General features: G+C 44.3%; 20 protein-coding genes. 10 read left to right on the top strand and 10 right to left on the bottom strand.

Annotated features, from left to right (window positions below; translation table 11 throughout):
• The first annotated feature begins 18 nt into the window (after nucleotides 1–18).
• On the top strand, nucleotides 19–372 hold the full coding sequence (gene rplS, locus R7035_RS10465) for a 50S ribosomal protein L19 (protein ID WP_005379971.1): 354 nt from the start codon (nucleotides 19–21) through the stop codon (nucleotides 370–372).
• Between the two features lie 654 nt (nucleotides 373–1026).
• On the opposite strand, the gene yacG is transcribed toward rplS, so the two are convergent.
• From yacG to nadC, 8 genes are all read right to left on the bottom strand, one after another.
• Nucleotides 1027–1221, bottom strand: a complete 195-nt coding sequence (gene yacG, locus R7035_RS10460) for a DNA gyrase inhibitor YacG (RefSeq protein ID WP_017635922.1) — start codon at nucleotides 1219–1221, stop codon at nucleotides 1027–1029.
• A gap of 158 nt (nucleotides 1222–1379) precedes the next feature.
• Nucleotides 1380–2120: a cell division protein ZapD gene (zapD, locus tag R7035_RS10455; RefSeq protein WP_005373086.1), complete on the bottom strand. Its 741-nt coding sequence runs from the start codon at nucleotides 2118–2120 to the stop codon at nucleotides 1380–1382.
• Nucleotides 2121–2147: 27 nt separating this feature from the next.
• Nucleotides 2148–2762, bottom strand: a complete 615-nt coding sequence (gene coaE / locus R7035_RS10450; RefSeq protein WP_017635920.1) for a dephospho-CoA kinase — start codon at nucleotides 2760–2762, stop codon at nucleotides 2148–2150.
• Nucleotides 2763–3632 carry a prepilin peptidase gene (locus R7035_RS10445; protein ID WP_193838126.1) on the bottom strand — a complete coding sequence of 290 codons (870 nt, stop codon included), beginning with the start codon at nucleotides 3630–3632 and terminating at the stop codon, nucleotides 2763–2765. It lies immediately after the preceding gene.
• A gap of 64 nt (nucleotides 3633–3696) precedes the next feature.
• Nucleotides 3697–4920, bottom strand: coding sequence for a type II secretion system F family protein (locus R7035_RS10440; RefSeq protein WP_017635918.1), 1224 nt, complete (start codon nucleotides 4918–4920; stop codon nucleotides 3697–3699).
• 23 nt (nucleotides 4921–4943) lie between these two features.
• The gene (gene pilB, locus R7035_RS10435) at nucleotides 4944–6629 is read right to left on the bottom strand and encodes a type IV-A pilus assembly ATPase PilB (RefSeq protein WP_054576330.1); all 1686 of its coding nucleotides are present in this window, start codon (nucleotides 6627–6629) and stop codon (nucleotides 4944–4946) included.
• A 5-nt stretch (nucleotides 6630–6634) separates the two neighbouring features.
• Entirely contained in the window at nucleotides 6635–7093 is a 459-nt protein-coding gene (locus R7035_RS10430) for a pilin (protein WP_047008977.1), read from the bottom strand.
• 261 nt (nucleotides 7094–7354) lie between these two features.
• Nucleotides 7355–8242 carry a carboxylating nicotinate-nucleotide diphosphorylase gene (nadC, locus tag R7035_RS10425; RefSeq protein WP_262651735.1) on the bottom strand — a complete coding sequence of 296 codons (888 nt, stop codon included), beginning with the start codon at nucleotides 8240–8242 and terminating at the stop codon, nucleotides 7355–7357.
• Nucleotides 8243–8334: 92 nt separating this feature from the next.
• Between nadC and ampD the strand changes: the two genes are divergently transcribed.
• From ampD to lpdA, 5 genes are all read left to right on the top strand, one after another.
• The gene (gene ampD, locus R7035_RS10420; protein WP_042521337.1) at nucleotides 8335–8886 is read left to right on the top strand and encodes a 1,6-anhydro-N-acetylmuramyl-L-alanine amidase AmpD; all 552 of its coding nucleotides are present in this window, start codon (nucleotides 8335–8337) and stop codon (nucleotides 8884–8886) included.
• A 405-nt stretch (nucleotides 8887–9291) separates the two neighbouring features.
• On the top strand, nucleotides 9292–10059 hold the full coding sequence (gene pdhR / locus R7035_RS10415) for a pyruvate dehydrogenase complex transcriptional repressor PdhR (protein ID WP_005379989.1): 768 nt from the start codon (nucleotides 9292–9294) through the stop codon (nucleotides 10057–10059).
• Between the two features lie 48 nt (nucleotides 10060–10107).
• Nucleotides 10108–12771, top strand: a complete 2664-nt coding sequence (gene aceE, locus R7035_RS10410) for a pyruvate dehydrogenase (acetyl-transferring), homodimeric type (protein WP_005386612.1) — start codon at nucleotides 10108–10110, stop codon at nucleotides 12769–12771.
• 19 nt (nucleotides 12772–12790) lie between these two features.
• Nucleotides 12791–14683: a pyruvate dehydrogenase complex dihydrolipoyllysine-residue acetyltransferase gene (gene aceF, locus R7035_RS10405; RefSeq protein ID WP_132936923.1), complete on the top strand. Its 1893-nt coding sequence runs from the start codon at nucleotides 12791–12793 to the stop codon at nucleotides 14681–14683.
• A gap of 267 nt (nucleotides 14684–14950) precedes the next feature.
• Nucleotides 14951–16378 carry a dihydrolipoyl dehydrogenase gene (gene lpdA / locus R7035_RS10400; protein WP_005379993.1) on the top strand — a complete coding sequence of 476 codons (1428 nt, stop codon included), beginning with the start codon at nucleotides 14951–14953 and terminating at the stop codon, nucleotides 16376–16378.
• Nucleotides 16379–16516: 138 nt separating this feature from the next.
• Here the strand turns inward: lpdA and opaR are convergent, their stop codons facing one another.
• Nucleotides 16517–17131 carry a transcriptional regulator OpaR gene (opaR, locus tag R7035_RS10395; RefSeq protein ID WP_005379994.1) on the bottom strand — a complete coding sequence of 205 codons (615 nt, stop codon included), beginning with the start codon at nucleotides 17129–17131 and terminating at the stop codon, nucleotides 16517–16519.
• A 319-nt stretch (nucleotides 17132–17450) separates the two neighbouring features.
• On the opposite strand from opaR, the gene hpt reads away from it, so the two are divergent.
• A complete protein-coding gene (gene hpt, locus R7035_RS10390; protein WP_005379995.1) occupies nucleotides 17451–17981 on the top strand; it encodes a hypoxanthine phosphoribosyltransferase in 531 nt (176 codons plus the stop codon).
• Nucleotides 17982–18059: 78 nt separating this feature from the next.
• Here hpt and can read toward each other — a convergent pair whose 3' ends face one another.
• Entirely contained in the window at nucleotides 18060–18728 is a 669-nt protein-coding gene (gene can / locus R7035_RS10385) for a carbonate dehydratase (protein WP_005379996.1), read from the bottom strand.
• Between the two features lie 281 nt (nucleotides 18729–19009).
• Here can and R7035_RS10380 point away from each other — a divergent pair, with 281 nt between their 5' ends.
• The 3 genes from R7035_RS10380 to R7035_RS10370 all read left to right on the top strand — a co-directional run bounded on the left by R7035_RS10380 (nucleotide 19010) and on the right by R7035_RS10370 (nucleotide 22619).
• Nucleotides 19010–20680: a SulP family inorganic anion transporter gene (locus tag R7035_RS10380; RefSeq protein ID WP_005379997.1), complete on the top strand. Its 1671-nt coding sequence runs from the start codon at nucleotides 19010–19012 to the stop codon at nucleotides 20678–20680.
• Between the two features lie 250 nt (nucleotides 20681–20930).
• A complete protein-coding gene (locus tag R7035_RS10375; RefSeq protein WP_005380000.1) occupies nucleotides 20931–21848 on the top strand; it encodes an ABC transporter ATP-binding protein in 918 nt (305 codons plus the stop codon).
• Nucleotides 21849–22619: an ABC transporter permease gene (locus R7035_RS10370; protein ID WP_064368758.1), complete on the top strand. Its 771-nt coding sequence runs from the start codon at nucleotides 21849–21851 to the stop codon at nucleotides 22617–22619. It abuts the gene before it with no gap.
• Nucleotides 22620–22662: the final 43 nt, after the last annotated feature.

The following is a 22662-nucleotide window of genomic DNA, read 5'->3' as shown; positions in this document are numbered from 1 at the left end:
ATTCTAGGAATTTAAAAAATGAGTAACATCATCAAAGCTCTTGAAGAAGAGCAAATGAAATCAGACCTACCTAAATTTGCACCAGGTGACACTGTTGTAGTTCAAGTTAAGGTAAAAGAAGGTGACCGTGAGCGTCTACAGGCTTTCGAAGGCGTTGTAATCGCAATCCGTAACCGTGGTCTACACTCTGCTTTCACTGTACGTAAGATCTCTAACGGTGAAGGTGTTGAGCGTACGTTCCAAACACACTCTCCAATCGTTGATAGCATCGAAGTTAAACGCCGTGGTGCAGTACGTCGTGCCAAGTTGTACTACCTACGTGAGCGTTCTGGTAAGTCTGCTCGTATCAAAGAGAAACTTGCTAAGAAGTAATGCTATAACTAGCGTTCTCATCTTAAACGGAGTCCTTTTAGGGCTCCGTTTTTTTATTTGTGTAATTAGCTTGCTCGTTTCTTTTCACCCGACCTGCGCTGTCGATGCTCATGCACTGACGTACACTCCACGCCTCTGCCTTGCTGTGAATAGATTCCTGATGTCGCTATGGCTCCTCGGAATGACAGGAAATGATGGTCAAAGATTATAGAGTACCGTGGTTAAAATTCGTCATTCTGGACAGCGACGAAGGAGCGTGATTCAGAATCTACTAGTCGAGCATGCAATTGTTTAAGTTGTTAGCTTCATCCTTGCTATGAGTAGATTCCTGATGCCGCTATGGCTCCTCGGAATGACAGGAAATGATGGTCAAAGATTATAGAGTACCGTGGTTAAAATTCGTCATTCTGGACAGCGACGAAGGAGCGTGATTCAGAATCTACTAGTCGAGCATGCAAGTGTTTAAGTTGTTAGCTTCATCCTTACTGTGAGTAGATTCCTGATGTCGCTATGGCTCCTCGGAATGACGGAAAATGATGGTCAAAGATTATAGAGTACCGAGGTTAAAATTCGTCATTCTGGACAGCGACGAAGGAGCGTGATTCAGATTCCCCAAGAAGGAACCTAGGGTATTCCTTTACCCTAGGTCTCAATTTAATACTGGTCTTCAGACCAACCATCACTATCGGACATATCGGGTGCGCCTGGGATGGTGTTTTCTTCATCTGCCCATTCACCAAAATCAATCATTTGGCATTGTTTACTGCAGAAAGGGCGATGAGGACTTTGTTCTCCCCATTCTACGTCGGCGCCACATTGTGGACATTGAACGATGGTAACTTTAGACATAGTTGAGCGTCCCATTACTAATTGGTGTTAAAGGGTAGTATACCTAAACGAATTAAAGATGGCTTATTCAACGCGCTATTGCTGCTACGAAATTTTATCAAATATAAGCGCAATAAAGCGTTGAATTTTAGATTATGGAGGCGAGGCGTAGTGTCGTCTTAGCTGCACACAGCAAGTTCAAATTCAATATCTTGTGTGCACGCTTGACCGTTTTCAAACGACATAAACTTGATCGCAAAGCGGTTTTTATGGCCTGAAATCATAGGATACACGCCATATTCCATTGGGATGTGAAGTCTTAGAATGTTGGCTTCATCAGCGTCACTTTGGAAGAAACCTGCACGACCGATTTGAGCTTTGAAATGTCCGGTCTCTCTAGTGAGCTTTAACCATAACGAAAGCGCATCAGATAAGGGCTTTAAGCTTGCTTGCCACTGTTGTGCATCACGCTTTTTACGTTCAATAGGTAGATGAAGCCAGTAGTGTAATGCTGGCAGATCAAAACAGCATGAACCACCCGGTAGATTAAAGCGTTGACGGATAGAGCTTAGGAAGCGATCTTCTTTTAATGCTTGGCCAAAACGTTCAGCACCCATTAGTTGGCTATGAACGACATCTATCTCTTGTAGTAGGGTATTTAATGCGTCTTGATCGACACCATCAACATTGAGCCAATGGCGGTACGACAGCCGCTGCTTCTCAAGATCTTTAGCCAGTTCACTTTTCAGTTGGATTTGTTCGAAGATCTCAACCATATCGAATAACGCACGGAAAAACAGTTGATACTGATGATTTTCGCTAAACCCAGAGGCCAAGTGAGCCTGACGCAGCAGAGACTCTACTCTTAGATAAATACGAGTTTTCTCATTTAACGGATGTTCAAATTTGTGCGTGGTCATCGACATAAGCCTTTGTGAGTTTCGTTCCTATTTTCGCAGATTTTTCTTACACATGGCTAGGTACTTTTCGTGCAAATCTGTGATTTGAAGCAAAAGATCAGGGTCACTTGGATTATTCTTAACCACATCGTCTGCAAGCGCGAGCCTTTGCTCTCTTGATGCTTGAGAGGCAAGGATGGCGCGAACTTGATCTTCACTCACATTGTCTCGTTTCATCGTGCGAGATATCTGTGTATTCGGTTCTACATCGACGACAAGAACGCGATCACACAAACTATCTAGCTTGTTTTCTACGAGCAACGGCACCACAAGTAACGCATACTCTGAAGTGACTTGCTGCAAATCTTCGATCATCTTTTCACGAATTATCGGGTGCAACAGTGCGTTGAGCCATGCTTTTTCATCTGAATTCGAAAAGATTTTTTCTCTCAGCTTTGCGCGATCTAAAGTTTGGTCTTCACGAACTATATCGTGACCAAAATGTTCAATAATCGCGTTTAGGCCGGGAGTACCTGGCTCGACAACTTCTCTTGCTACAATGTCGGCATCGACGATATCGATTTTAAATTGTTGTTTGAACAGATTCGCGACGGTTGTTTTTCCACTAGCGATACCACCTGTTAAACCAATAACCAAAGCCATTTACACTCCTAGAACTGAAGTAAAGTACCAGTTTAAAATCTGGTCGCCCCAAATTAAGCTTATCCAACCAGCAATTGCTAAGTAAGGACCGAAAGGGAAAGCTTTTTCAATTCCCTGCTTTTGCAAGCGTAGTTGAATGATGCCAAATACGATGCCAACCACAGAAGAAAGTAGAATGATCATCGGCAGTGACTGCCAACCTAGCCAAGCTCCTAGTGCCGCTAGTAGTTTGAAATCACCATACCCCATTCCTTCTTTACCAGTAAGTAACTTAAAGCCCCAGTAAACGGACCAGAGACATAGGTAACCAGCAATAGCACCAATGACAGAATCTTGTAGAGTAACAGGACTTATTTCGACTAATGCTAAGGCAATGCCAGCCCAAGTTAATGGTAATGTTAATTGGTCAGGTAACAACATAGTATCGAGATCGATAAATGTTGCGGCGATTAAGATAAAAGTGAAAAAGAGTAGTGCAACGGTAAAGTAACTAAAACCAAAGTAATAAGCGATAAAGCCTGAGCAGAATGCAGTGAGCAGTTCAATCAGTAGATAGCGTGCACTAATGGTTGCCTGACAGCTGTGACATTTACCTTTTAAGAGCAGCCAGCTAATCACAGGAATGTTGTCTCGAATACGTATCGATGTTGCGCATTTCTGGCAGGAGGAGCGTGGAACGCTCAAGGTCAGCACTTCTTTAGGAGGTTCTATTTTGTATTCAGGAAATGACTCGGCACATTCGCGTCGCCATTCTAGTTCCATGATTTTAGGTAGTCGATAAATAACCACATTGAGGAAGCTACCCACGATCAGACCGAAGATGGTGGCAAACACAACGAATAGCCAAGGGTAGTACTGGAATACTTCCATATTTGTCTCTTGAGCGATGAGTGAAATCAGCAAGATGCTGTTTTAAAGGAGTTAACAGCTCATTCTAGCCCAATACACTCATTAAGTTAAAGATTGGCAAGTACATTGCTGTCACTAATCCGCCAACAACGATACCTAAAAAAACGATAATTAGTGGCTCTAGAATTTTACTAAGGTTGTCGACGGTGTTATCGACTTCAAACTCGTAGATCGTTGCAACTTTATTGAGCATGTCGTCAAGTCGACCAGACTCTTCACCGATCATGACCATTTGTAACACTAATTCAGGGAACACATTACAGTTACGCATGGCAACATACATTGGCATACCTGCGGCGGTATCACGGTAAACTTCTTCTATGGCGAGTTGATAGTGTAAGTTTCCTGAGGTTTTTGATGTGGTTTTTAAACTGGTTAGAATTGGAATACCCGCTGTAAAGCTTGTGGCGAGTGTTCGACTAAATTTGGCGATAGCGGCTTTTGATAATACGGGCCCGAGGACAGGAAATTTAAGCACAGAGCGATTGAGCATTAAGCGAAAAGAATCTGAACGCTTAGAGAGGATTCTCGCTGAGATGAATAGACTGATAGAGCCTAGTGCTATAAATGGGCTCCAGTTTTGTGTCCAGGCGGAAAGATCTAACACTTGCCTGGTAAACCACGGTAAGTCAGCACCAAAACCAACAAACATTTTTTCAAACTCGGGAATGACTTTGGTGAGCATGATAAACGACACTCCTAACGCTACTAGCACTACCATGGCTGGGTAAATCAGTGCTTTGATCACTTTCGCACGAAGCTGCTCATTTTTTTCTCGGTAGGTGGCTAAGCGCTCGAACACTTCCGCTAAGTTACCGGATTGCTCACCTGTTGCGATAAGGTCGGTATAGAGTGGGTCAAAGTGTTCACTTGCAGTGCGCATTGCTTTTGACATGGGCGTCCCCGCTTCAACGGCGCGTGTCACGCTCATCAAAATGGATTTCATCTCTGCTTTTTTATGATTTTCTGAGACCAATTTTAAAGCCTGAACTAAGGGTACACCGGTTATCAACATCGTCGAAATCTGACGGGTAAACACCGTGATGTCTCTGCCTTTCACGCGATGGCTGAGTTTAGTGAGAAACGAGATACTGCTTTTCTTTAACTTCTTGATCTTGATGTGCTGTGCGTCTAGACGCTCGCGTACTTCAATTTCTGTCATCGCGAGGGTTTGTCCAGACGTCTTTTTGCCTGAACTGTTGATGCCTTTCCAGCGGAAGTTTTTAAGTTGTGGTGTAGTGCTTTTCATAGAGGTGACTGCTGATTAAAGGATTAAAAATAAAGTACGCGCTGTAGTTCACTAAAACTTGTGATCCCTTGTTTGAGTTTTTCTATGCCCGACATTTGTAACGTGCTCATACCATTTGCGATGGCGAGTTTTTCTAGTTCATGTACCGAGGCACCTTTAATAAGCGCTTCGGAAAGAAATTCATCAAAGCGCATCACTTCATAAATCCCCGTTCGGCCGGAATAACCATGGGTACACTCATTGCATCCATCGGGATTGGCTTTAAAAATGTTGTCGCTTGCTTGAATTCCAAGATGTTGTAGCTGAACGGTAAGCTCTTGTGATTGTTTACAGTGCGAGCACAGTTTACGGGCTAAGCGCTGGGCAATAATCAAACTAAGAGATGAGGCCAAGTTAAAGCTTTCTACGCCCATGTTTGATAAACGAATAACCGTTTCAGCCGCAGAATTGGTATGTAAGGTTGAAAGTACTAAGTGACCAGTTTGCGAGGCTTTGATCGCGATTTCTGCAGTGTCTAAGTCACGAATCTCACCGACCATTACCACATCGGGGTCTTGACGTAAGAAAGAGCGCAGTGCTTCGGCAAAACCAAAACCAATCTTAGGCTGGACTTGAACTTGGTTAATGCCCGATAAGTTAATTTCTACTGGGTCTTCTGCCGTAGAAATGTTGATTTCTGGTTTATTGAGGATACTCAGCCCGGTGTACAAAGAAACGGTTTTTCCGCTCCCGGTTGGACCTGTCATCAGAATCATGCCTTGTGGGCGACGCAGCGCATCCAAGTACAATTGTTTTTGTTGTTCGCTATAACCAAGCTTGTCGATATCCAATGACGCAGAGCTGCTGTCGAGCAGTCGTAGTACAATTTTCTCTCCAAATAGAGTAGGCAGCGTGGATACACGCATATCAATTGCGGTGTCTTGATTCAACTTGAGCTTAATACGCCCATCTTGTGGTAAACGTCGCTCTGCAATATCAAGCTTAGAGAGGATTTTGATACGAGCGGATAAGCGGCGACTCAAGTGGCTTGGTGGCTGCTGTGTTTCAATTAAGATGCCATCACAGCGCAGGCGCACGCGGTACATCTTTTCATAAGGCTCAAAGTGGATATCGGATGCGCCTTTGCGCACAGCGTCCAATAGAATTTGGTTGATGTAACGGCTAACAGGAGACTCATCTTGGCTCAAGTCTTCAATGTTGTCGATTTCATCTGCGCCCACGTCAACCAGATTGGCTAACTCTTCTTGGTTGATCTCTTTTAACCCGGACTTCTCATGACTCAATGAACGACCATACAAGCGTCGAATTGCCGCGCTGAGTTGACTAAATTCCCCCAAGACCAATTCAACCTGTAAACCAGTGGCAAAGCGAAAATCATCTTCTGCTTGTTGGTTGGTGGGGTCGGCAACGGCGAGTAATAACGTTGAAGACGTACGCTGGAGTGGGAGTGCGTTATGCCGCGTGATTAATTCCCTAAGGCCAAGTTGCTGACAAAGCGAAGCATACTCGTACTGAGATAACTCGGGCTGATTTAAACCAAAGAGAGAACTTAAGTGCTCAGCGAGTTCGCTTGATGTAAATAATCCAGAACTGAGTAAAGCCTCTGGCATCGAAATGCCAGAAGCTTTGACTTGCTCTATTAACGATTCTTCTTGGGAAAACGTCAGTAACCCTTTTTGGCGAAGAATGGTTGAGAGGTTGGTTAGCATCTATACTATCGACAGTTTTTTGGTAACAAATCGTCTGTAACAGGGCTAGCTGAGGAGCCTTGACATGTCCAAGTACCATCAGAAGCACGAACCAACTCAAAGTTTTTGCTAGTGATAAGGTTACTTACGCCTGAGGCATTGAACGTGAACTTGATAGTGCCACCAGCTGAACTAGCAGTTGAAAATGCGATAACACCTGAAGGGATTGTGCTCGGTACACCTAGATCTGCTTCTGTTTGGTTAGCTGTTGAACCATCCGGAAAAGCACCATTTTCTACAGCGTAAGCTTCAACGTTAGTTTTTACACCAGTTAATGTAGCTAATGCGGATGCGACTTCTGATTTCGCTACATATTTTTGATATTGAGGAATTGCAATCGCTGCTAAAACACCGATAACTGCTACCACGATCATCAATTCGATCAGAGTAAAACCCTGTTGTTTTTTTTGTTTACTGTTTTTCATTTTAACCCTTTCCTAAAAATTAATAATGCTCTTGCATTGGCGAAAGATTATGGAGAGTTAAGGTGGGTTGAAAATGGGGAAGGGATGGGCTCTCGAGTGAGATAAAACTCTTTGGTGAAAAGTTGCATATCGCATGCAGAGTTTTGCGAGTAGTACTATTTTTTTAGTGGATAAAAAGAAAGGGCCAATTGGCCCTTTTAAATGATGAATTACTCACAAATCACTGAGTTAGTTGAAGTAATTTCAGATTTGTTGCTTTTATTATTTGAAGCGCATCGAAAGATCCATCGCTTTTAAATGCTTAGTCAACGCGCCTACCGAAATGTAATCGACACCGGTTTCTGCGTATTCTGCGATGGTCTCTAGCGTAATGTTGCCGGAGTTCTCTAAAGCGGCACGACCTGCGTTAATCGCTACGGCTTCACGCATCATTTCTTTTGTGAAGTTATCGAGCATGATGATGTCGGCACCAGCCTCTATCGCTTGTTTCAACTCTTCTAAGCTTTCCGTTTCTACTTCTACCGGTTTGCCTGGGTTAAGCTCTTTCGCTTTTTGGATGGCTTGAGTGATGCCACCACAAGCAATAATGTGGTTTTCTTTAATGAGGTAAGCGTCGAACACGCCGATGCGATGGTTAAAGCCACCACCACACGTCACGGCGTATTTTAGTGCGCTACGCAGACCAGGAATGGTTTTGCGTGTGTCTAGTAGACGACACTCAGTATGCGCGATTTTTTCAGCGTACTCTGCGGTAACTGTTGCGCAGCCAGACAACGTTTGGATGAAGTTCATTGCGTTACGCTCACCAGTCAACAAGTCACGAGCAGGGCCTGTCAGCGTGCAAAGGGTTTGGTTAGGTTCGACTTTATCGCCGTCCTTTACGTGCCATTCAATACTGACCTTGCCACCGAGCTGCTTAAAAACTTCATCTGCCCATGCTTGACCACAGAACACACCATACTCACGAGTAATAATCGTTGCGGTATTGACCGCATTGGCAGGGATCAAAGATGCAGTAATGTCATTATCTGCGTCGACACTGCCACCTAGATCTTCTTTTAAGGTATCAGCGACAGAGCGAGTGATCTCTAAAGGGAGTTGTTGTTTAAGGTATTCTAGGCGTTCTTGAATGTTGTGTGTGTTCTTCATCGCAAATCTTGTCTTGAAAGGGAGATGGCAACGAATGATACTCTCCGGTGTCAATAATTTCAGCAGTTAATTTGCAAAGTAGAGAGGTTGATATGCGCCCAATTATCGAGAATGGCTGGCTGACACAAGCAAAGCATGTTCCGTCACCATTTTTTGATGCCCGCTCTGATATAAACGACATCTCTCTGCTGGTGGTACACAATATCAGTTTGCCTCCTGGGCAGTTTGGTGGACCATATATAGAGGACTTCTTCACTGGCAAGCTAGACCCAAATGAACATCCATTTTTTGAAGTCATTCACAAAATGGGCGTTTCTGCACATTGCTTGATTAAAAGAAACGGCGAGGTTGTTCAATTTGTTTCTTTTCTTGATAGAGCATGGCATGCCGGTCAATCCAGTTTCGCAGGCAGGGAGCGTTGTAATGACTATTCCATTGGTATCGAGCTTGAAGGGACAGAATTTACTGCCTACACAGAAGCGCAATATCAATCACTTGCAGAGATCACTGAGGTGATTATGCAGTCTTATCCTCAAATCACCCCGCCACGAATTACCGGTCATCAATATATTGCGCCCTTGAGAAAAAGCGATCCTGGTCTAAGCTTTGATTGGGTGAAATATAGACTGCTTATACAGCGTTGATTTGTAGCGAAAGTGTAAATTCAAAAAAGCGAAATAAATAAGGCATACGATCAGGTATGCCTTTTTTTGATACCAGAAATATTAATGATTGTTAAAAGTTAACTACATTTTTACGCTCGCATATGCCGTTTTGGTGAATAAATAGACTGATAATTTTGTCATTTTCTGTATTTCTTTTCCAAAACTGCTAGCACGTCGACTTCCCATTTGTATGCTTTATGTAATTGGTCATACCAATTCTATTGCTGTTTTAACAGTCGATTGTTATCAGAGTGTTGGAAGTAAGCTCGTTCTATGATTTAGGTCAATTTTCGGCTGGACAGTGGCGTTTTAATTATGTTAATTTCTGCACCAACTTAAAATTGGTATTACCAATTACCTGCAAGAGTAGAAGAACAATAAATTATGGCTTATCAAAGGATTCGTCAGCCAAAACTCTCTGATGTTATAGAACAAGAGTTAGAAAGGTTGATAGTGGAAGGAACATTGTCTCCGGGGCAACAACTGCCTCCAGAGCGTGAACTGGCAAAACAGTTCGATGTGTCTCGTCCTTCAGTCCGAGAAGCCATTCAACGCTTGGAAGCGAAGCGTTTGTTGACTCGTCGCCAAGGTGGCGGAACATTCGTAAGTGAGAATATCTGGAAGAGCTTTTCAGATCCCTTGTTGAATTTGTTGTCTAGTCATTCTGAAACCCAGCTTGATGTGCTTGAGTCTCGTCATGCGATGGAAGGAATTTCAGCCTACTTTGCAGCTTTACGTGGTACCGAAGAAGATTTTGCGCGTATTCAAGGTTGCCTTGAGCGCATTAGCCAAGAGCAAGCAAACAACGATATCGAAGCTGAATCTGCGGAAGTAATGCAATTTTTGATCGCTTTGACAGAAGCCGCGCACAACGTGGTTTTGTTGCACATTGTTCGAAGCTTAGCACCTTTGCTTGAGCAAAATATTCTACAAAATTTTAAATTACTACGTCGCCGCCCAGAAGCGGTCGAGAAAGTCAGTAAACACCGAGCCAATATCGTGGATGCGATTGTTTCTGGTCAGCCTGAAAAGGCGCGAGAAATGTCCCACTCGCACTTGGCTTACATCGAAGAAACATTGTTGGATTTGACTCGAGAAGAGTCTCGACGAGAGCGTTCTCTACGTCGAATTCAGCAGGGTAATGACTCGTAAGAGCGTTACTTAAATAAGTAGATCCAACCAACAGAAGGATAGATCGCCATGTCTGATATGAAGCATGACGTAGATGCACTGGAAACTCAAGAATGGCTACAAGCGCTTGAGTCAGTTGTACGTGAAGAAGGTCTAGAGCGTGCTCAATTCCTATTAGAGCAAGTTCTAGATAAAGCACGTCTAGACGGTGTTGATATGCCAACAGGTATCACAACTAACTACATCAACACGATTCCTGCAGACCAAGAACCAGCATACCCAGGTGACACAACACTTGAGCGTCGTATTCGCTCAATTATTCGTTGGAACGCTATCATGATCGTTCTACGTGCATCTAAGAAAGACCTAGAGCTAGGCGGCCACATGGCGTCTTTCCAGTCTTCTGCTGCGTTCTACGAGACATGTTTCAACCACTTCTTCCGTGCACCAAACGAGAAGGATGGTGGCGACCTAGTTTACTACCAAGGTCACATTTCACCAGGTATCTACTCACGTGCATTCGTTGAAGGTCGTCTAACTGAAGAGCAGCTAGACAACTTCCGTCAAGAAGTAGACGGCAAAGGTATTCCTTCATACCCGCACCCTAAATTGATGCCTGAATTCTGGCAGTTCCCGACAGTATCGATGGGCCTAGGTCCAATCGCTTCTATCTACCAAGCTCGTTTCCTTAAGTACCTAGAAGGCCGTGGTCTTAAAGATACTTCAGAGCAGCGCGTTTACGCGTTCCTAGGTGACGGTGAGATGGATGAGCCAGAATCACGTGGTGCTATCTCTTTCGCTGCGCGTGAGAAACTAGACAACCTATGCTTCCTAATCAACTGTAACCTACAGCGTCTAGATGGCCCTGTAATGGGTAACGGTAAGATCATTCAAGAACTTGAAGGTCTGTTCAAAGGTGCTGGTTGGAACGTAGTGAAGGTAATCTGGGGTAACAACTGGGATTCACTACTAGCTAAAGATACGACTGGTAAGCTTCTACAGCTTATGAATGAAACGATCGACGGCGACTACCAAACATTCAAATCAAAAGATGGTGCGTACGTACGTGAGCACTTCTTTGGTAAGTACCCAGAGACAGCTGCACTTGTTGCTGACATGACTGATGACGAAATCTTCGCACTTAAGCGTGGTGGTCACGAGTCTTCTAAGCTATACGCGGCATACAAAAACGCGGCAGAAACTAAAGGTCGTCCAACAGTAATCCTAGCTAAGACTGTTAAAGGTTACGGCATGGGTGAAGCGGCTGAAGGTAAGAACATCGCGCACCAAGTTAAGAAGATGGACATGACTCACGTACTACACCTACGTGACCGTCTAGGTCTTCAAGACATCCTAACTGACGAAGCAGTGAAAGAACTTCCGTACCTGAAACTTGAAGAAGGTTCAAAAGAGTACGAATACCTACACGCTCGTCGTAAAGCGCTACACGGCTACACGCCACAGCGTCTACCAAAATTCACTCAAGAATTCATCGTTCCTGAGCTAGAAGAATTCAAGCCACTACTAGAAGAACAGAAGCGTGATATCTCTTCTACTATGGCATTCGTACGTGCGCTAAACGTTCTACTTAAGAACAAGAACATTGGTAAGAACATCGTTCCTATCATTGCTGACGAAGCACGTACATTCGGTATGGAAGGTCTGTTCCGTCAAATCGGTATCTACAACCCGCACGGCCAAACTTACACACCAGAAGACCGTGGCGTTGTTTCTTACTACAAAGAAGCGACTTCAGGTCAGGTTCTACAAGAAGGTATCAACGAGCTAGGTGCTATGTCTTCATGGGTTGCTGCTGCGACTTCATACTCGACAAACGACCTACCAATGATCCCGTTCTACATCTACTACTCAATGTTCGGCTTCCAACGTGTTGGCGACATGGCGTGGATGGCTGGTGACCAACAAGCACGTGGTTTCCTACTAGGTGCAACTGCGGGTCGTACAACGTTGAACGGTGAAGGTCTACAGCACGAAGACGGCCACTCGCACATTTTGGCGGGTACGGTTCCTAACTGTATTTCTTACGACCCAACATTCGCGTACGAAGTAGCAGTAATCATGCAAGACGGTATCCGTCGCATGTACGGTCCAGAACAAGAAAACGTGTTCTACTACCTAACGCTAATGAACGAAAACTACGCAATGCCAGCAATGCCAGAAGGCGCTGAAGAAGGCATCCGTAAAGGTATCTACAAGCTAGAAACTTACACGGGCGACAAAGCGAAAGTTCAGCTAATGAGCTCTGGTACTATCATGAATGAAGTACGTAAAGCAGCTCAAATCCTAAGCGAAGATTACGGTGTTGCTTCTGATGTTTACTCTGTAACGTCATTCAACGAACTAACTCGCGATGGCCAAGATGCAGAGCGTTTCAACATGCTTCACCCAGAAGCGGAAGCGAAAGTACCTTACATCCAAACAGTAATGGGTACTGAACCTGCTATCGCAGCAACTGACTACATGAAGAACTACGCAGAGCAGGTTCGTGCATACATTCCTGCTGAGTCTTTCAAAGTTCTTGGTACTGATGGCTTCGGTCGTTCAGACAGCCGTGAAAACCTACGTCGTCACTTCGAAGTGAACGCAGGTTACGTAGTAGTAGCAGCGCTAACTGAACTAGCGAAACGTGGCGAAGTTGAGAAATCTGTAGTTGCAGAAGCAATTAAGAAATTCGACATCGACACAGAGAAAACAAACCCGCTATACGCTTAATTAAGAAGGTAGATAAGAAATGGCAATCGAAATTAATGTACCAGACATCGGTGCGGATGAGGTTGAAGTTACTGAGATTCTTGTAAGCGTTGGCGACAAGGTTGAAGAAGAGCAGTCTCTGATCACAGTTGAAGGCGATAAAGCTTCTATGGAAGTTCCTGCTTCTCAAGCGGGTATCGTTAAAGAAATCAAAGTTGCAGAAGGCGACAAGGTTTCTACTGGTTCTCTAATCATGATTTTCGAAGCCGAGGGTGCAGCTGACGCTGCACCTGCTCCTGCGGCAGAAGCAGCTCCAGCAGCAGCTCCAGCTCCAGCAGCAGCGGCAGAACTAAAAGAAGTTCACGTACCAGACATCGGTGGTGATGAAGTAGAAGTTACTGAAATCATGGTTGCCGTTGGCGACAGCATCGAAGAAGAGCAATCTCTTCTAACTGTTGAAGGCGACAAAGCTTCTATGGAAGTTCCAGCGCCATTCGCAGGTACTCTAAAAGAGATCAAAGTTGCAGCAGGCGATAAAGTATCGACTGGCTCACTTATCATGGTGTTCGAAACAGCAGGTTCAGGCGCTCCAGCAGCACCAGCGGCTGCTGAAGCTCCTGCGGCAGCAGCTCCAGCAGCGTCTGCGGCAAAAGAAGTGAACGTTCCAGATATCGGCGGCGACGAAGTTGAAGTTACTGAGATCATGGTTGCTGTTGGCGACACAGTGGAAGAAGAGCAATCTCTAATCACTGTTGAAGGTGACAAAGCTTCTATGGAAGTTCCTGCACCATTCGCTGGCACAGTTAAAGAAATCAAGATTGCAGCTGGCGACAAAGTGTCTACTGGCTCACTAATCATGGTATTCGAAGTGGCGGGTGCAGCACCTGCTCCTGCAGCAGCTCCAGCTCAAGCGGCAGCACCTGCAGCTCCGGCTCCTAAAGCAGAAGCTCCAGCGGCAGCAGCTCCAGCAGCGACTGGCGATTTCAAAGAAAACGATGAGTACGCTCACGCGTCTCCAGTTGTTCGTCGTCTAGCGCGTGAATTTGGCGTTAATCTTTCTAAGGTTAAAGGTTCTGGTCGTAAGAGCCGTATCCTAAAAGAAGACGTTCAAGCTTACGTGAAAGATGCACTTAAGCGTCTTGAGTCTGGCGCAGGTGCAGCAGCATCTGGCAAAGGCGACGGCGCGGCTCTTGGTCTACTACCATGGCCAAAAGTGGACTTCAGCAAGTTTGGTGAGACAGAAGTTCAACCGCTATCTCGCATTAAGAAGATCTCTGGCGCAAACCTACACCGTAACTGGGTAATGATCCCGCACGTTACACAGTGGGATAACGCAGACATCACTGCTCTTGAAGCATTCCGTAAAGAGCAAAACGCGATTGAAGCGAAGAAAGACACTGGCATGAAGATCACACCACTTGTGTTCATCATGAAAGCGGTAGCTAAAGCGCTTGAAGCGTTCCCAGCGTTCAACTCTTCTCTATCAGAAGACGGTGAGAGCCTAATTCTGAAGAAATACGTGAATGTTGGTATCGCGGTAGATACACCAAACGGTCTAGTTGTTCCTGTATTTAAAGACGTGAACAAGAAAGGCATCTACGAGCTATCTGAAGAGCTAATGGTGGTTTCTAAGAAAGCACGTGCTGGTAAGCTAACTGCGGCTGACATGCAAGGTGGCTGTTTCACTATCTCTAGCCTAGGCGGTATCGGCGGTACAGCGTTTACTCCAATCGTAAACGCACCAGAAGTTGGTATCCTAGGTGTGTCTAAGTCAGAAATGAAACCGGTATGGAACGGTAAAGAGTTCGAACCGCGTCTACAACTTCCACTGTCTCTATCATACGACCACCGTGTGATCGATGGTGCTGAAGGTGCGCGCTTCATCACTTACCTAAACTCATGTCTATCTGACATTCGTCGTCTAGTTCTGTAATAGAAATTAGATGAATGAGAGGCGGCAACTTAGCCGCCTCTGCTAATCATAATTACCGACAATTTGGTTATCAGCCTTGCTTCGTTCAGGGTTTTCACAATCGAATTGTTGTCTAGCTCACAGGCTAAATTGATTTACTTTTCACACCATTAACATCTCTGTAAACTGTTAGCGGTCTGAAAATAACTGTTTAAAACAAATCTCTCTTAAACATAAAAAATCGATACCCACTCAGCCTGTTAGGGATAATGACTACAAGAGGTCAAAATGAGCAAAGAAATTAAAGCCCAAGTTGTTGTACTTGGTTCTGGTCCTGCTGGTTACTCCGCTGCATTCCGTTGTGCGGACTTAGGTCTTGAAACTGTACTAGTTGAACGTTACAGCACGCTTGGCGGTGTATGTCTGAACGTGGGTTGTATCCCATCTAAAGCACTGCTTCACGTTTCTAAAGTAATTGAAGAAGCGAAAGCGATGGCTGACCACGGCGTTGTGTTCGGTGAGCCTCAAACAGACATCAGCAAAATCCGCATCTGGAAAGAAAAAGTTGTTAACCAACTAACTGGCGGCCTAAGCGGTATGGCTAAGATGCGTAACGTAACAGTAGTTAACGGTTACGGTAAGTTCACTGGCCCTAACTCTATCCTTGTAGAAGGCGAAGGTGAGCCAACAGTTGTTAACTTTGACAACGCAATCGTTGCGGCTGGTTCTCGTCCAATCAAACTGCCATTTATCCCGCATGAAGACCCACGTATTTGGGACTCTACTGACGCTCTAGAACTAAAAGAAGTGCCAGAAAAACTGCTTATCATGGGCGGTGGTATCATCGGTCTAGAAATGGGTACGGTTTACCACTCTCTAGGTTCTAAAGTTGAAGTTGTTGAAATGTTTGACCAGGTAATTCCTGCAGCAGACAAAGATATCGTGAAAGTATTTACTAAGCGTATCAAAGACAAGTTCAAGCTAATGCTAGAAACGAAAGTAACAGCAGTTGAAGCAAAAGAAGACGGTATCTACGTTTCAATGGAAGGCAAGAAAGCGCCAGCTGAAGCTGAGCGTTACGATGCGGTTCTAGTTGCTATCGGTCGTGTACCAAATGGTAAGCTAATCGACGGTGAAAAAGCGGGTCTAGAAATTGACGAGCGCGGCTTCATCAACGTTGATAAGCAAATGCGTACTAACGTTCCTCACATCTTCGCGATCGGTGATATCGTTGGTCAACCAATGCTTGCTCACAAAGGTGTGCATGAAGGTCACGTAGCTGCTGAAGTTATCTCTGGTAAGAAGCACTACTTCGACCCTAAAGTTATCCCTTCAATTGCGTACACTGAGCCAGAAGTGGCTTGGGTTGGTAAGACTGAAAAAGAAGCGAAAGAAGAAGGCATCAAGTACGAAGTAGCAACATTCCCATGGGCAGCATCAGGTCGTGCAATCGCATCTGACTGTGCAGACGGTATGACTAAGCTAATCTTCGACAAAGAAACTCACCGCGTAATCGGTGGTGCTATCGTTGGTACTAACGGTGGTGAACTACTTGGTGAAATCGGCCTTGCAATTGAGATGGGCTGTGATGCAGAAGATATCGCTCTGACTATCCACGCTCACCCAACTCTACACGAGTCTGTAGGTCTAGCTGCTGAAGTATTTGAAGGTTCAATCACTGATCTGCCAAACAAAAAAGCAGTTAAGAAGAAGTAAGCTTTTTCTGACTGAATGATAGAAGCCGCTGCATTGCAGCGGTTTTTTTATGCTTGTTATATAGGAATATAAATGTGTGCTTAGCAGACAATAAAAAGCCCACCAAACGGTGGGCTGACATATATTACGAGCTAAGCTTTAGTGTTCACGGTTGTAAATGCAAAGCATATCTAAGTATGAATTCACTAGATGTTTCAGCTCCGCTTCACCTTTAGCGCGGTTCGCTTGGACAAACAGTGAGTAACAAATACCGTGGAACAGGTTTGCCAAGTGTTCTGAATCGTGCTGGTCACACACCTCACCGCGTTCAATTGCTTTAATGAACATGTTTTGTACCAGCAACTGGTTAGTACGGTTAGTTGAAACAAACAATGGCCATACTTCATCACGTGTTGAAGCACTCCACTCGAACCATACTTTTAGCCAGTGACAGTCTTGGCTGACAAGCTCGATCATCGCATTAGTAATATTGGCGATGTTTTCACGTGCATGTAAGTCTAGGTCTATGTTATCCGATAGGAAGTTTGAGAACTGACGTACGACGTGATTGAGAACTTCATCCACCAAGTCTTCGCGTGTAGGGAAGTAGTTAAAAACAGTCGCCACAGAAACTTGAGCAATTTCTGCGATATCTGCGTGACCACCACGACCGATGCCGCGGCGCGCAAATACTTCCAATGCGATTTCCATTAGCTGTTGCTTACGCTTAATTGGAGAAAGCCTAGTTCTAGGTCTCTTTGCAATTGAGTCCATATCCATTTTCCTTGCCATTTGAGTTGATATTGGGGGTAACCCCCTAATTGATTATTTTAATAGTTGCTTAAAGCAGTGATGAGTGTAATGGTGCATATGCACAAGGTCAACATCTGTAGAACAATTTATATACAGTAATGTCATTATTATTGATAAATTTAGCTATGAACTTTATAAAACTAAGACCTTCTTCCAAGATTTTTTGGCAACAGGATGTGACTTTCAACCCAATGAACGTGGTGATACACTACACGCCGTAAGATTAGGTGATCGTTTGCGTGCGACTTACCTCAACCCACAAATTTAGATTGAGCACAGTATGAAACATACAATAGAAGTCATGATTTCTGAGCAAGAAGTTCAGGAGCGAGTTCGTGAATTAGGCAAACAAATTACAGAGCGTTATCAAGGTAGTGAAGATCTTGTGTTGGTAGGCTTATTGCGTGGCTCATTTGTATTTATGGCAGACTTGGCACGTGCTATCGAACTGACTCACCAAGTTGATTTTATGACAGCGTCAAGCTACGGCAATACGATGGAAAGCTCACGTGACGTTCGTATCTTGAAAGATTTGGATGATGACATCAAAGGTAAAGACATTCTGCTTGTTGAAGACATCATTGACACTGGTAACACACTAAATAAAATCCGTGAGATTCTTTCGCTACGTGAGCCGAAGTCTATCGCTATTTGTACGCTCCTAGATAAGCCATCTCGTCGTGAAGTGAATGTTCCTGTGGATTGGATTGGTTTCGAAATTCCAGATGAATTTGTCGTTGGGGTGGGTATTGATTACGCGCAGAAATACCGCCACTTACCATACATCGGTAAAGTTGTACCTCAAGAATAATCATTGAGATCAGCATTAAAAATATAAAAAAAACGCCCATCTAAGATGGGCGTTTTTTGTTCAACTTTTAGATATGACTTAGCGACAAAGCAGCTTGTTATCTGTATTTAGAATCGTCGAAAGAGCTTTCTGGTAAGACGCTTCTACGGTTTCCTTAGAGTTAGAACGAATGCCTAAGTACTCTAAGCGACCATCTTCAATTCCGTATACCACACCATGAATTTCAACATCTTGTCCACGCTCCCAAGCGTTTTGCAGGATGGTTGAGTTACCCAAGTTGTACACTTGCTCTGCAACATTAAGCTCGCCTAGTTTATCCGCTCGATCTTGTTGCGGCATTTGATCTAGGTAAGTGCGGTGTTTGAAATAGATATCTCTGATATGTAACAGCCAATTATTAATAAGACCTAGCTTAGGGTTATCAATGGCTGCATTTACGCCACCACATCCATAGTGTCCACAGACAATGATGTGTTTAACCTTAAGAACGTCTACGGCGTACTGGACGACGGATAGACAGTTGAGATCAGTATGGATAACTTGGTTTGCAACATTCCGATGAACAAAGAGTTCACCTGAGTATAGTCCGGTTAGTCGCTCGGCAGGGACGCGGCTATCAGAGCAGCCAATCCAAAGAAAATCAGGCTTTTGCCCCTCAGCGAGTTTTGCGAAGTATTCAGGTCGATCAGATTTGATCTCTTGAGACCATTTCGAATTGTTTTCAAATAACTGTTTTATTTCCGGCATTTTGCAAACTACTTCCCTTAAAAGACAAAATCGCTGCCGCTGTTTGTGTGCACATGCAAGCGATCAGTGTTGTAACTATACACAATGTTACAATTTCGATCTCGTTAAATATTCGTCAGATAGGACTCATCTGACTAGTTTTCATTAAGAAAAAAGTAAAATCTGGTGAAACTATTTGTGGTGTGAATTTAGCCTTAATCTATTTATGGTTTAAATTTTCGCCTAGCTCGTTAAAGTAGTGATATTTTACTTTTTAAAATTGAATGCAGGGAAAATCAGCAGTGTTCGGTAGTCGTTTTGAAGATATCAATTTCAAAGGGGATGTATTTGGCGGGGTAACCACGGCGATTATCTCTCTCCCTCTGGCGTTAGCGTTTGGTGTTGCATCCGGAGCCGGTGCTGAGGCCGGCCTTTGGGGAGCAATAATGGTCGGTTTGTTTGCCTCGTTATTTGGTGGTTCTAATACGTTAATATCAGAACCGACAGGGCCAATGACGGTAATCATGACCGCAGTATTAACCAGTATGATGGCGAAATACCCAGAAACGGGCATGGCTATGACTTTCACGGTTGTCATGATGGCTGGCGCGTTCCAAATCCTATTGGGGACGTTAAAACTGGGTAAATACGTTACCTTAATGCCTTATAGCGTTATTTCCGGGTTTATGTCTGGCATTGGTGTGATTCTTATCATTCTGCAGTTATCGCCTTTGATGGGGCATGCTGCGCCTTCAGGGGGAGTACTCGGAACGTTATCTGCTTTGCCGGAGACCATTTCTAACCTTAAGTTCAGTGAGTTGTTTTTGGGACTACTGACTTTGGGGATTCTTTTTTTCTTCCCTAAGCAATATCGTAAATACGTTCCTGCACAGCTCGTGGCATTGGTCGCGGTGACTTTATTGTCTGTGATTCTCTTTGATACAGAAGATATTCGTCGTATCGGTGAAATTCCTGCTGGGTTACCTTCTCTCGTCGCCCCTTATATTGACACAGATATGTTTGTCGAGATGGTCATTGATGCATTAGTGCTCGGCACATTAGGTTGTATTGATACTTTGTTAACGGCGGTTATCGGTGACTCATTAACTCGTAAAGAACACGACTCAGATAAAGAGCTGCGAGGTCAAGGGTTAGCTAACATGATCTCAGGCTTGTTTGGTGCGCTGCCGGGGGCGGGGGCTACCATGGGGACGGTAACGAATATCCAAGTTGGGGCTCGTTCGCCATTATCTGGTGTGATTCGTGCACTAATGTTGGCGTTGGTTGTACTGGTTGCTGGCGGATTAACAGAGCCAATCCCGATGGCTGTGTTAGCAGGCATTGCGGTGTATGTTGGCTTTAACATCCTAGACTGGAGCTTTATTCAGAGGGCACATAAGGTAAGCTTTTCCGGAATGGCGGTGATGTATGGCGTTATGTTGCTTACAGTATTCGTTGATCTTATCGTTGCGGTGGGTTTAGGCGTCTTTATCTCGAACATTATCATCATCGAGCGTTTGAGCCGAGAGCAGGCGCGACAAGTAAAAGCGATCAGCGACGCGGATGAAGATGATGTGCCGCTGACTGACAGCGAGCGTGGTTTGTTGGATCGTGCTAATGGTAAAGTGCTGTTCTTTTATCTTTCCGGTCCGATGATCTTTAGTGTTTCTAAAGCCATTTCACGTCAGCACTCTAGTATTTCGGACTATGACGTGATGATTCTCGATCTTACGGATGTACCAATGATTGATGTGACCGTCGGTTTGGCGTTAGAGAATGCGATTAAGGATGCTCTCGATGCCAATTGTGCCGTGTATTTATTATGCCCGAATGAGCGAACACGAGAACAGCTAGAGAAATTCCATGTGATTGACCTTGTGCCTGATGAAAATATGTACCAATTCCGTTACGAAGCATTGAATGCGGCGGTGGCACATGTTGAGGCAGACCAGTATCAGCGCATAACGGCGTAATCATTCTGACAGTTAAAAACGCAACAGTGTCCTGTTGCGTTTTTTTATGCTCTATTTTGTCTTACTCAGAGATAACCTTTACGAGGTAAGGGTTATATTTCCAATATTATCGAAAGGTTTATTTGTAATCATCGTTATTCAACGATAAACTGATGGACCTCCAATACGATACCCAAGGCGATTTTGTAGTAAACCGCTGCTAAATATGAGTCGGTATTAGTAATCACAAACAAACGGCAATCAAGACCTTATGTACGCATTAGAAATTGAACAACTGCGCAAGACGTATGCAGGTGGCTTTGAGGCGTTAAAAGGTATAAGTCTCCAAGTGAAAAAGGGTGACTTCTACGCGCTTCTGGGTCCCAATGGTGCAGGAAAATCGACCACGATTGGCATCATTTCCTCCTTAGTGAATAAAACCTCCGGAACGACGAAAGTTTTCGGTTATGACATTGATACCGACCTCGAATTGGCCAAGCAGAATTTAGGCTTGGTGCCACAAGAGTTCAACTTCAACCAGTTTGAAACCGTTGAGCAAATTGTGATGCAGCAAGCTGGCTATTACGGTGTGTCTAAAGTGTTAGCCAAAGAAAGAGCAGAAAAATACCTGAAAAAATTGGATTTATGGGAAAAACGCCAAGAGCGTGCTCGTAACCTATCCGGTGGGATGAAGCGTCGTTTAATGATCGCAAGAGCTTTGATGCACGAGCCGCAATTACTCATTTTAGATGAACCAACGGCTGGAGTGGATATTGAACTACGCCGCTCAATGTGGGGGTTTCTGAAAGAGATCAACCAAGAGCAAGGAATTACGATTATTTTAACGACACACTACCTAGAAGAAGCGGAGATGCTGTGTCGAAATATCGGCATTATTAATCGTGGTGAGCTGATTGAAAATACCACCATGAAGGCGTTACTAGGTAAGCTAAGCGTCGAGACATTTATCTTGGATATTGAGTCAGAAGTCGAGGTGCCTGAGCTTGAAGGTGTTAATCGACAAAGTATTGTTGATGGCTCTTTAGAGATAGAACTAGATAAAAGCCAAGGATTGAATTCGGTATTCAGTCAGTTAACAGAGCATGGCATTAAAGTTCTCTCAATGCGTAACAAAGCCAACCGACTTGAAGAGTTGTTTGTCAGCATTGTAAGAGAGGGGAGTAATTAAATGTACGGTTTATATTGGACGGCATTTCGCAGCTTGCTGAGCAAAGAAGTCACTCGTTTTACACGTATTTGGGTGCAAACCTTAGTGCCGCCAGCCATTACGATGACGTTGTACTTCATCATTTTCGGCAATCTTATTGGCTCTCGAATTGGTGAGATGAGCGGCTTTAGTTACATGGAGTACATTGTTCCAGGTTTGATCATGATGTCGGTGATCACCAACTCATACTCGAATGTTGCGTCTTCATTCTTTAGTGCAAAGCTACAGAAGAATATTGAAGAACTGCTGGTGGCACCGGTACCAAACTATGTGATTATTGCTGGCTATGTGATGGGCGGCGTGACTCGAGGTTTGTTGGTCGGTGCAATTGTTACTTGTGTGTCACTTTTGTTCGTTGATTTGCAAGTGGAGCACTGGGGCATTATTGTCGCGACTGTCTTCATGACGTCGGTGGTATTTGCTCTCGGTGGCTTGATCAATGCGGTTTACGCAAAAACATTTGATGATATTTCGATCATCCCTACGTTTGTATTGACTCCTTTAACTTACTTGGGAGGAGTCTTTTATTCGATTAGTCTGCTGCCTGAATTTTGGCAAGGCGTTTCTAAGATCAACCCAATCGTCTACATGGTGAATGCGTTCCGCTACGGCTTTTTAGGTGTCTCGGATGTGGGCATTGTCACTTCATTTAGTGTACTTGTAGTGTTTGTTGTTGCACTGTATGCCATTGCGCATTATCTAGTAACCAAAGGGATTGGGCTAAGAAGCTAAGCCATTCTCATAAAGCAAAGAGCGGCGATTCACGCTGCTCTTT

The sequence above is a fragment of the Vibrio sp. 1731 genome, assembly GCF_033339955.1.
In the GTDB taxonomy this organism is placed as follows: Bacteria; Pseudomonadota; Gammaproteobacteria; order Enterobacterales; family Vibrionaceae; genus Vibrio; species Vibrio alginolyticus.
This window is presented reverse-complemented; position numbering and strand designations above follow the sequence as displayed.

Bases quoted from the DNA above. Each gene is read 5' to 3' on its own strand.
- hpt (WP_005379995.1), top strand. From the start codon at position 17,451: ATGAAACATACAATAGAAGTCATGATTTCTGAGCAAGAAGTTCAGGAG.
- R7035_RS10445 (WP_193838126.1), bottom strand. From the start codon at position 3,632: ATGGAAGTATTCCAGTACTACCCTTGGCTATTCGTTGTGTTTGCCACC.
- pdhR (WP_005379989.1), top strand. From the start codon at position 9,292: ATGGCTTATCAAAGGATTCGTCAGCCAAAACTCTCTGATGTTATAGAA.
- nadC (WP_262651735.1), bottom strand. From the start codon at position 8,242: ATGAAGAACACACACAACATTCAAGAACGCCTAGAATACCTTAAACAA.
- lpdA (WP_005379993.1), top strand. From the start codon at position 14,951: ATGAGCAAAGAAATTAAAGCCCAAGTTGTTGTACTTGGTTCTGGTCCT.
- aceF (WP_132936923.1), top strand. From the start codon at position 12,791: ATGGCAATCGAAATTAATGTACCAGACATCGGTGCGGATGAGGTTGAA.
- R7035_RS10370 (WP_064368758.1), top strand. From the start codon at position 21,849: ATGTACGGTTTATATTGGACGGCATTTCGCAGCTTGCTGAGCAAAGAA.
- ampD (WP_042521337.1), top strand. From the start codon at position 8,335: ATGCGCCCAATTATCGAGAATGGCTGGCTGACACAAGCAAAGCATGTT.
- aceE (WP_005386612.1), top strand. From the start codon at position 10,108: ATGTCTGATATGAAGCATGACGTAGATGCACTGGAAACTCAAGAATGG.
- opaR (WP_005379994.1), bottom strand. From the start codon at position 17,131: ATGGACTCAATTGCAAAGAGACCTAGAACTAGGCTTTCTCCAATTAAG.
- zapD (WP_005373086.1), bottom strand. From the start codon at position 2,120: ATGACCACGCACAAATTTGAACATCCGTTAAATGAGAAAACTCGTATT.
- R7035_RS10375 (WP_005380000.1), top strand. From the start codon at position 20,931: ATGTACGCATTAGAAATTGAACAACTGCGCAAGACGTATGCAGGTGGC.
- R7035_RS10430 (WP_047008977.1), bottom strand. From the start codon at position 7,093: ATGAAAAACAGTAAACAAAAAAAACAACAGGGTTTTACTCTGATCGAA.
- R7035_RS10440 (WP_017635918.1), bottom strand. From the start codon at position 4,920: ATGAAAAGCACTACACCACAACTTAAAAACTTCCGCTGGAAAGGCATC.
- coaE (WP_017635920.1), bottom strand. From the start codon at position 2,762: ATGGCTTTGGTTATTGGTTTAACAGGTGGTATCGCTAGTGGAAAAACA.
- rplS (WP_005379971.1), top strand. From the start codon at position 19: ATGAGTAACATCATCAAAGCTCTTGAAGAAGAGCAAATGAAATCAGAC.
- can (WP_005379996.1), bottom strand. From the start codon at position 18,728: ATGCCGGAAATAAAACAGTTATTTGAAAACAATTCGAAATGGTCTCAA.
- pilB (WP_054576330.1), bottom strand. From the start codon at position 6,629: ATGCTAACCAACCTCTCAACCATTCTTCGCCAAAAAGGGTTACTGACG.
- yacG (WP_017635922.1), bottom strand. From the start codon at position 1,221: ATGTCTAAAGTTACCATCGTTCAATGTCCACAATGTGGCGCCGACGTA.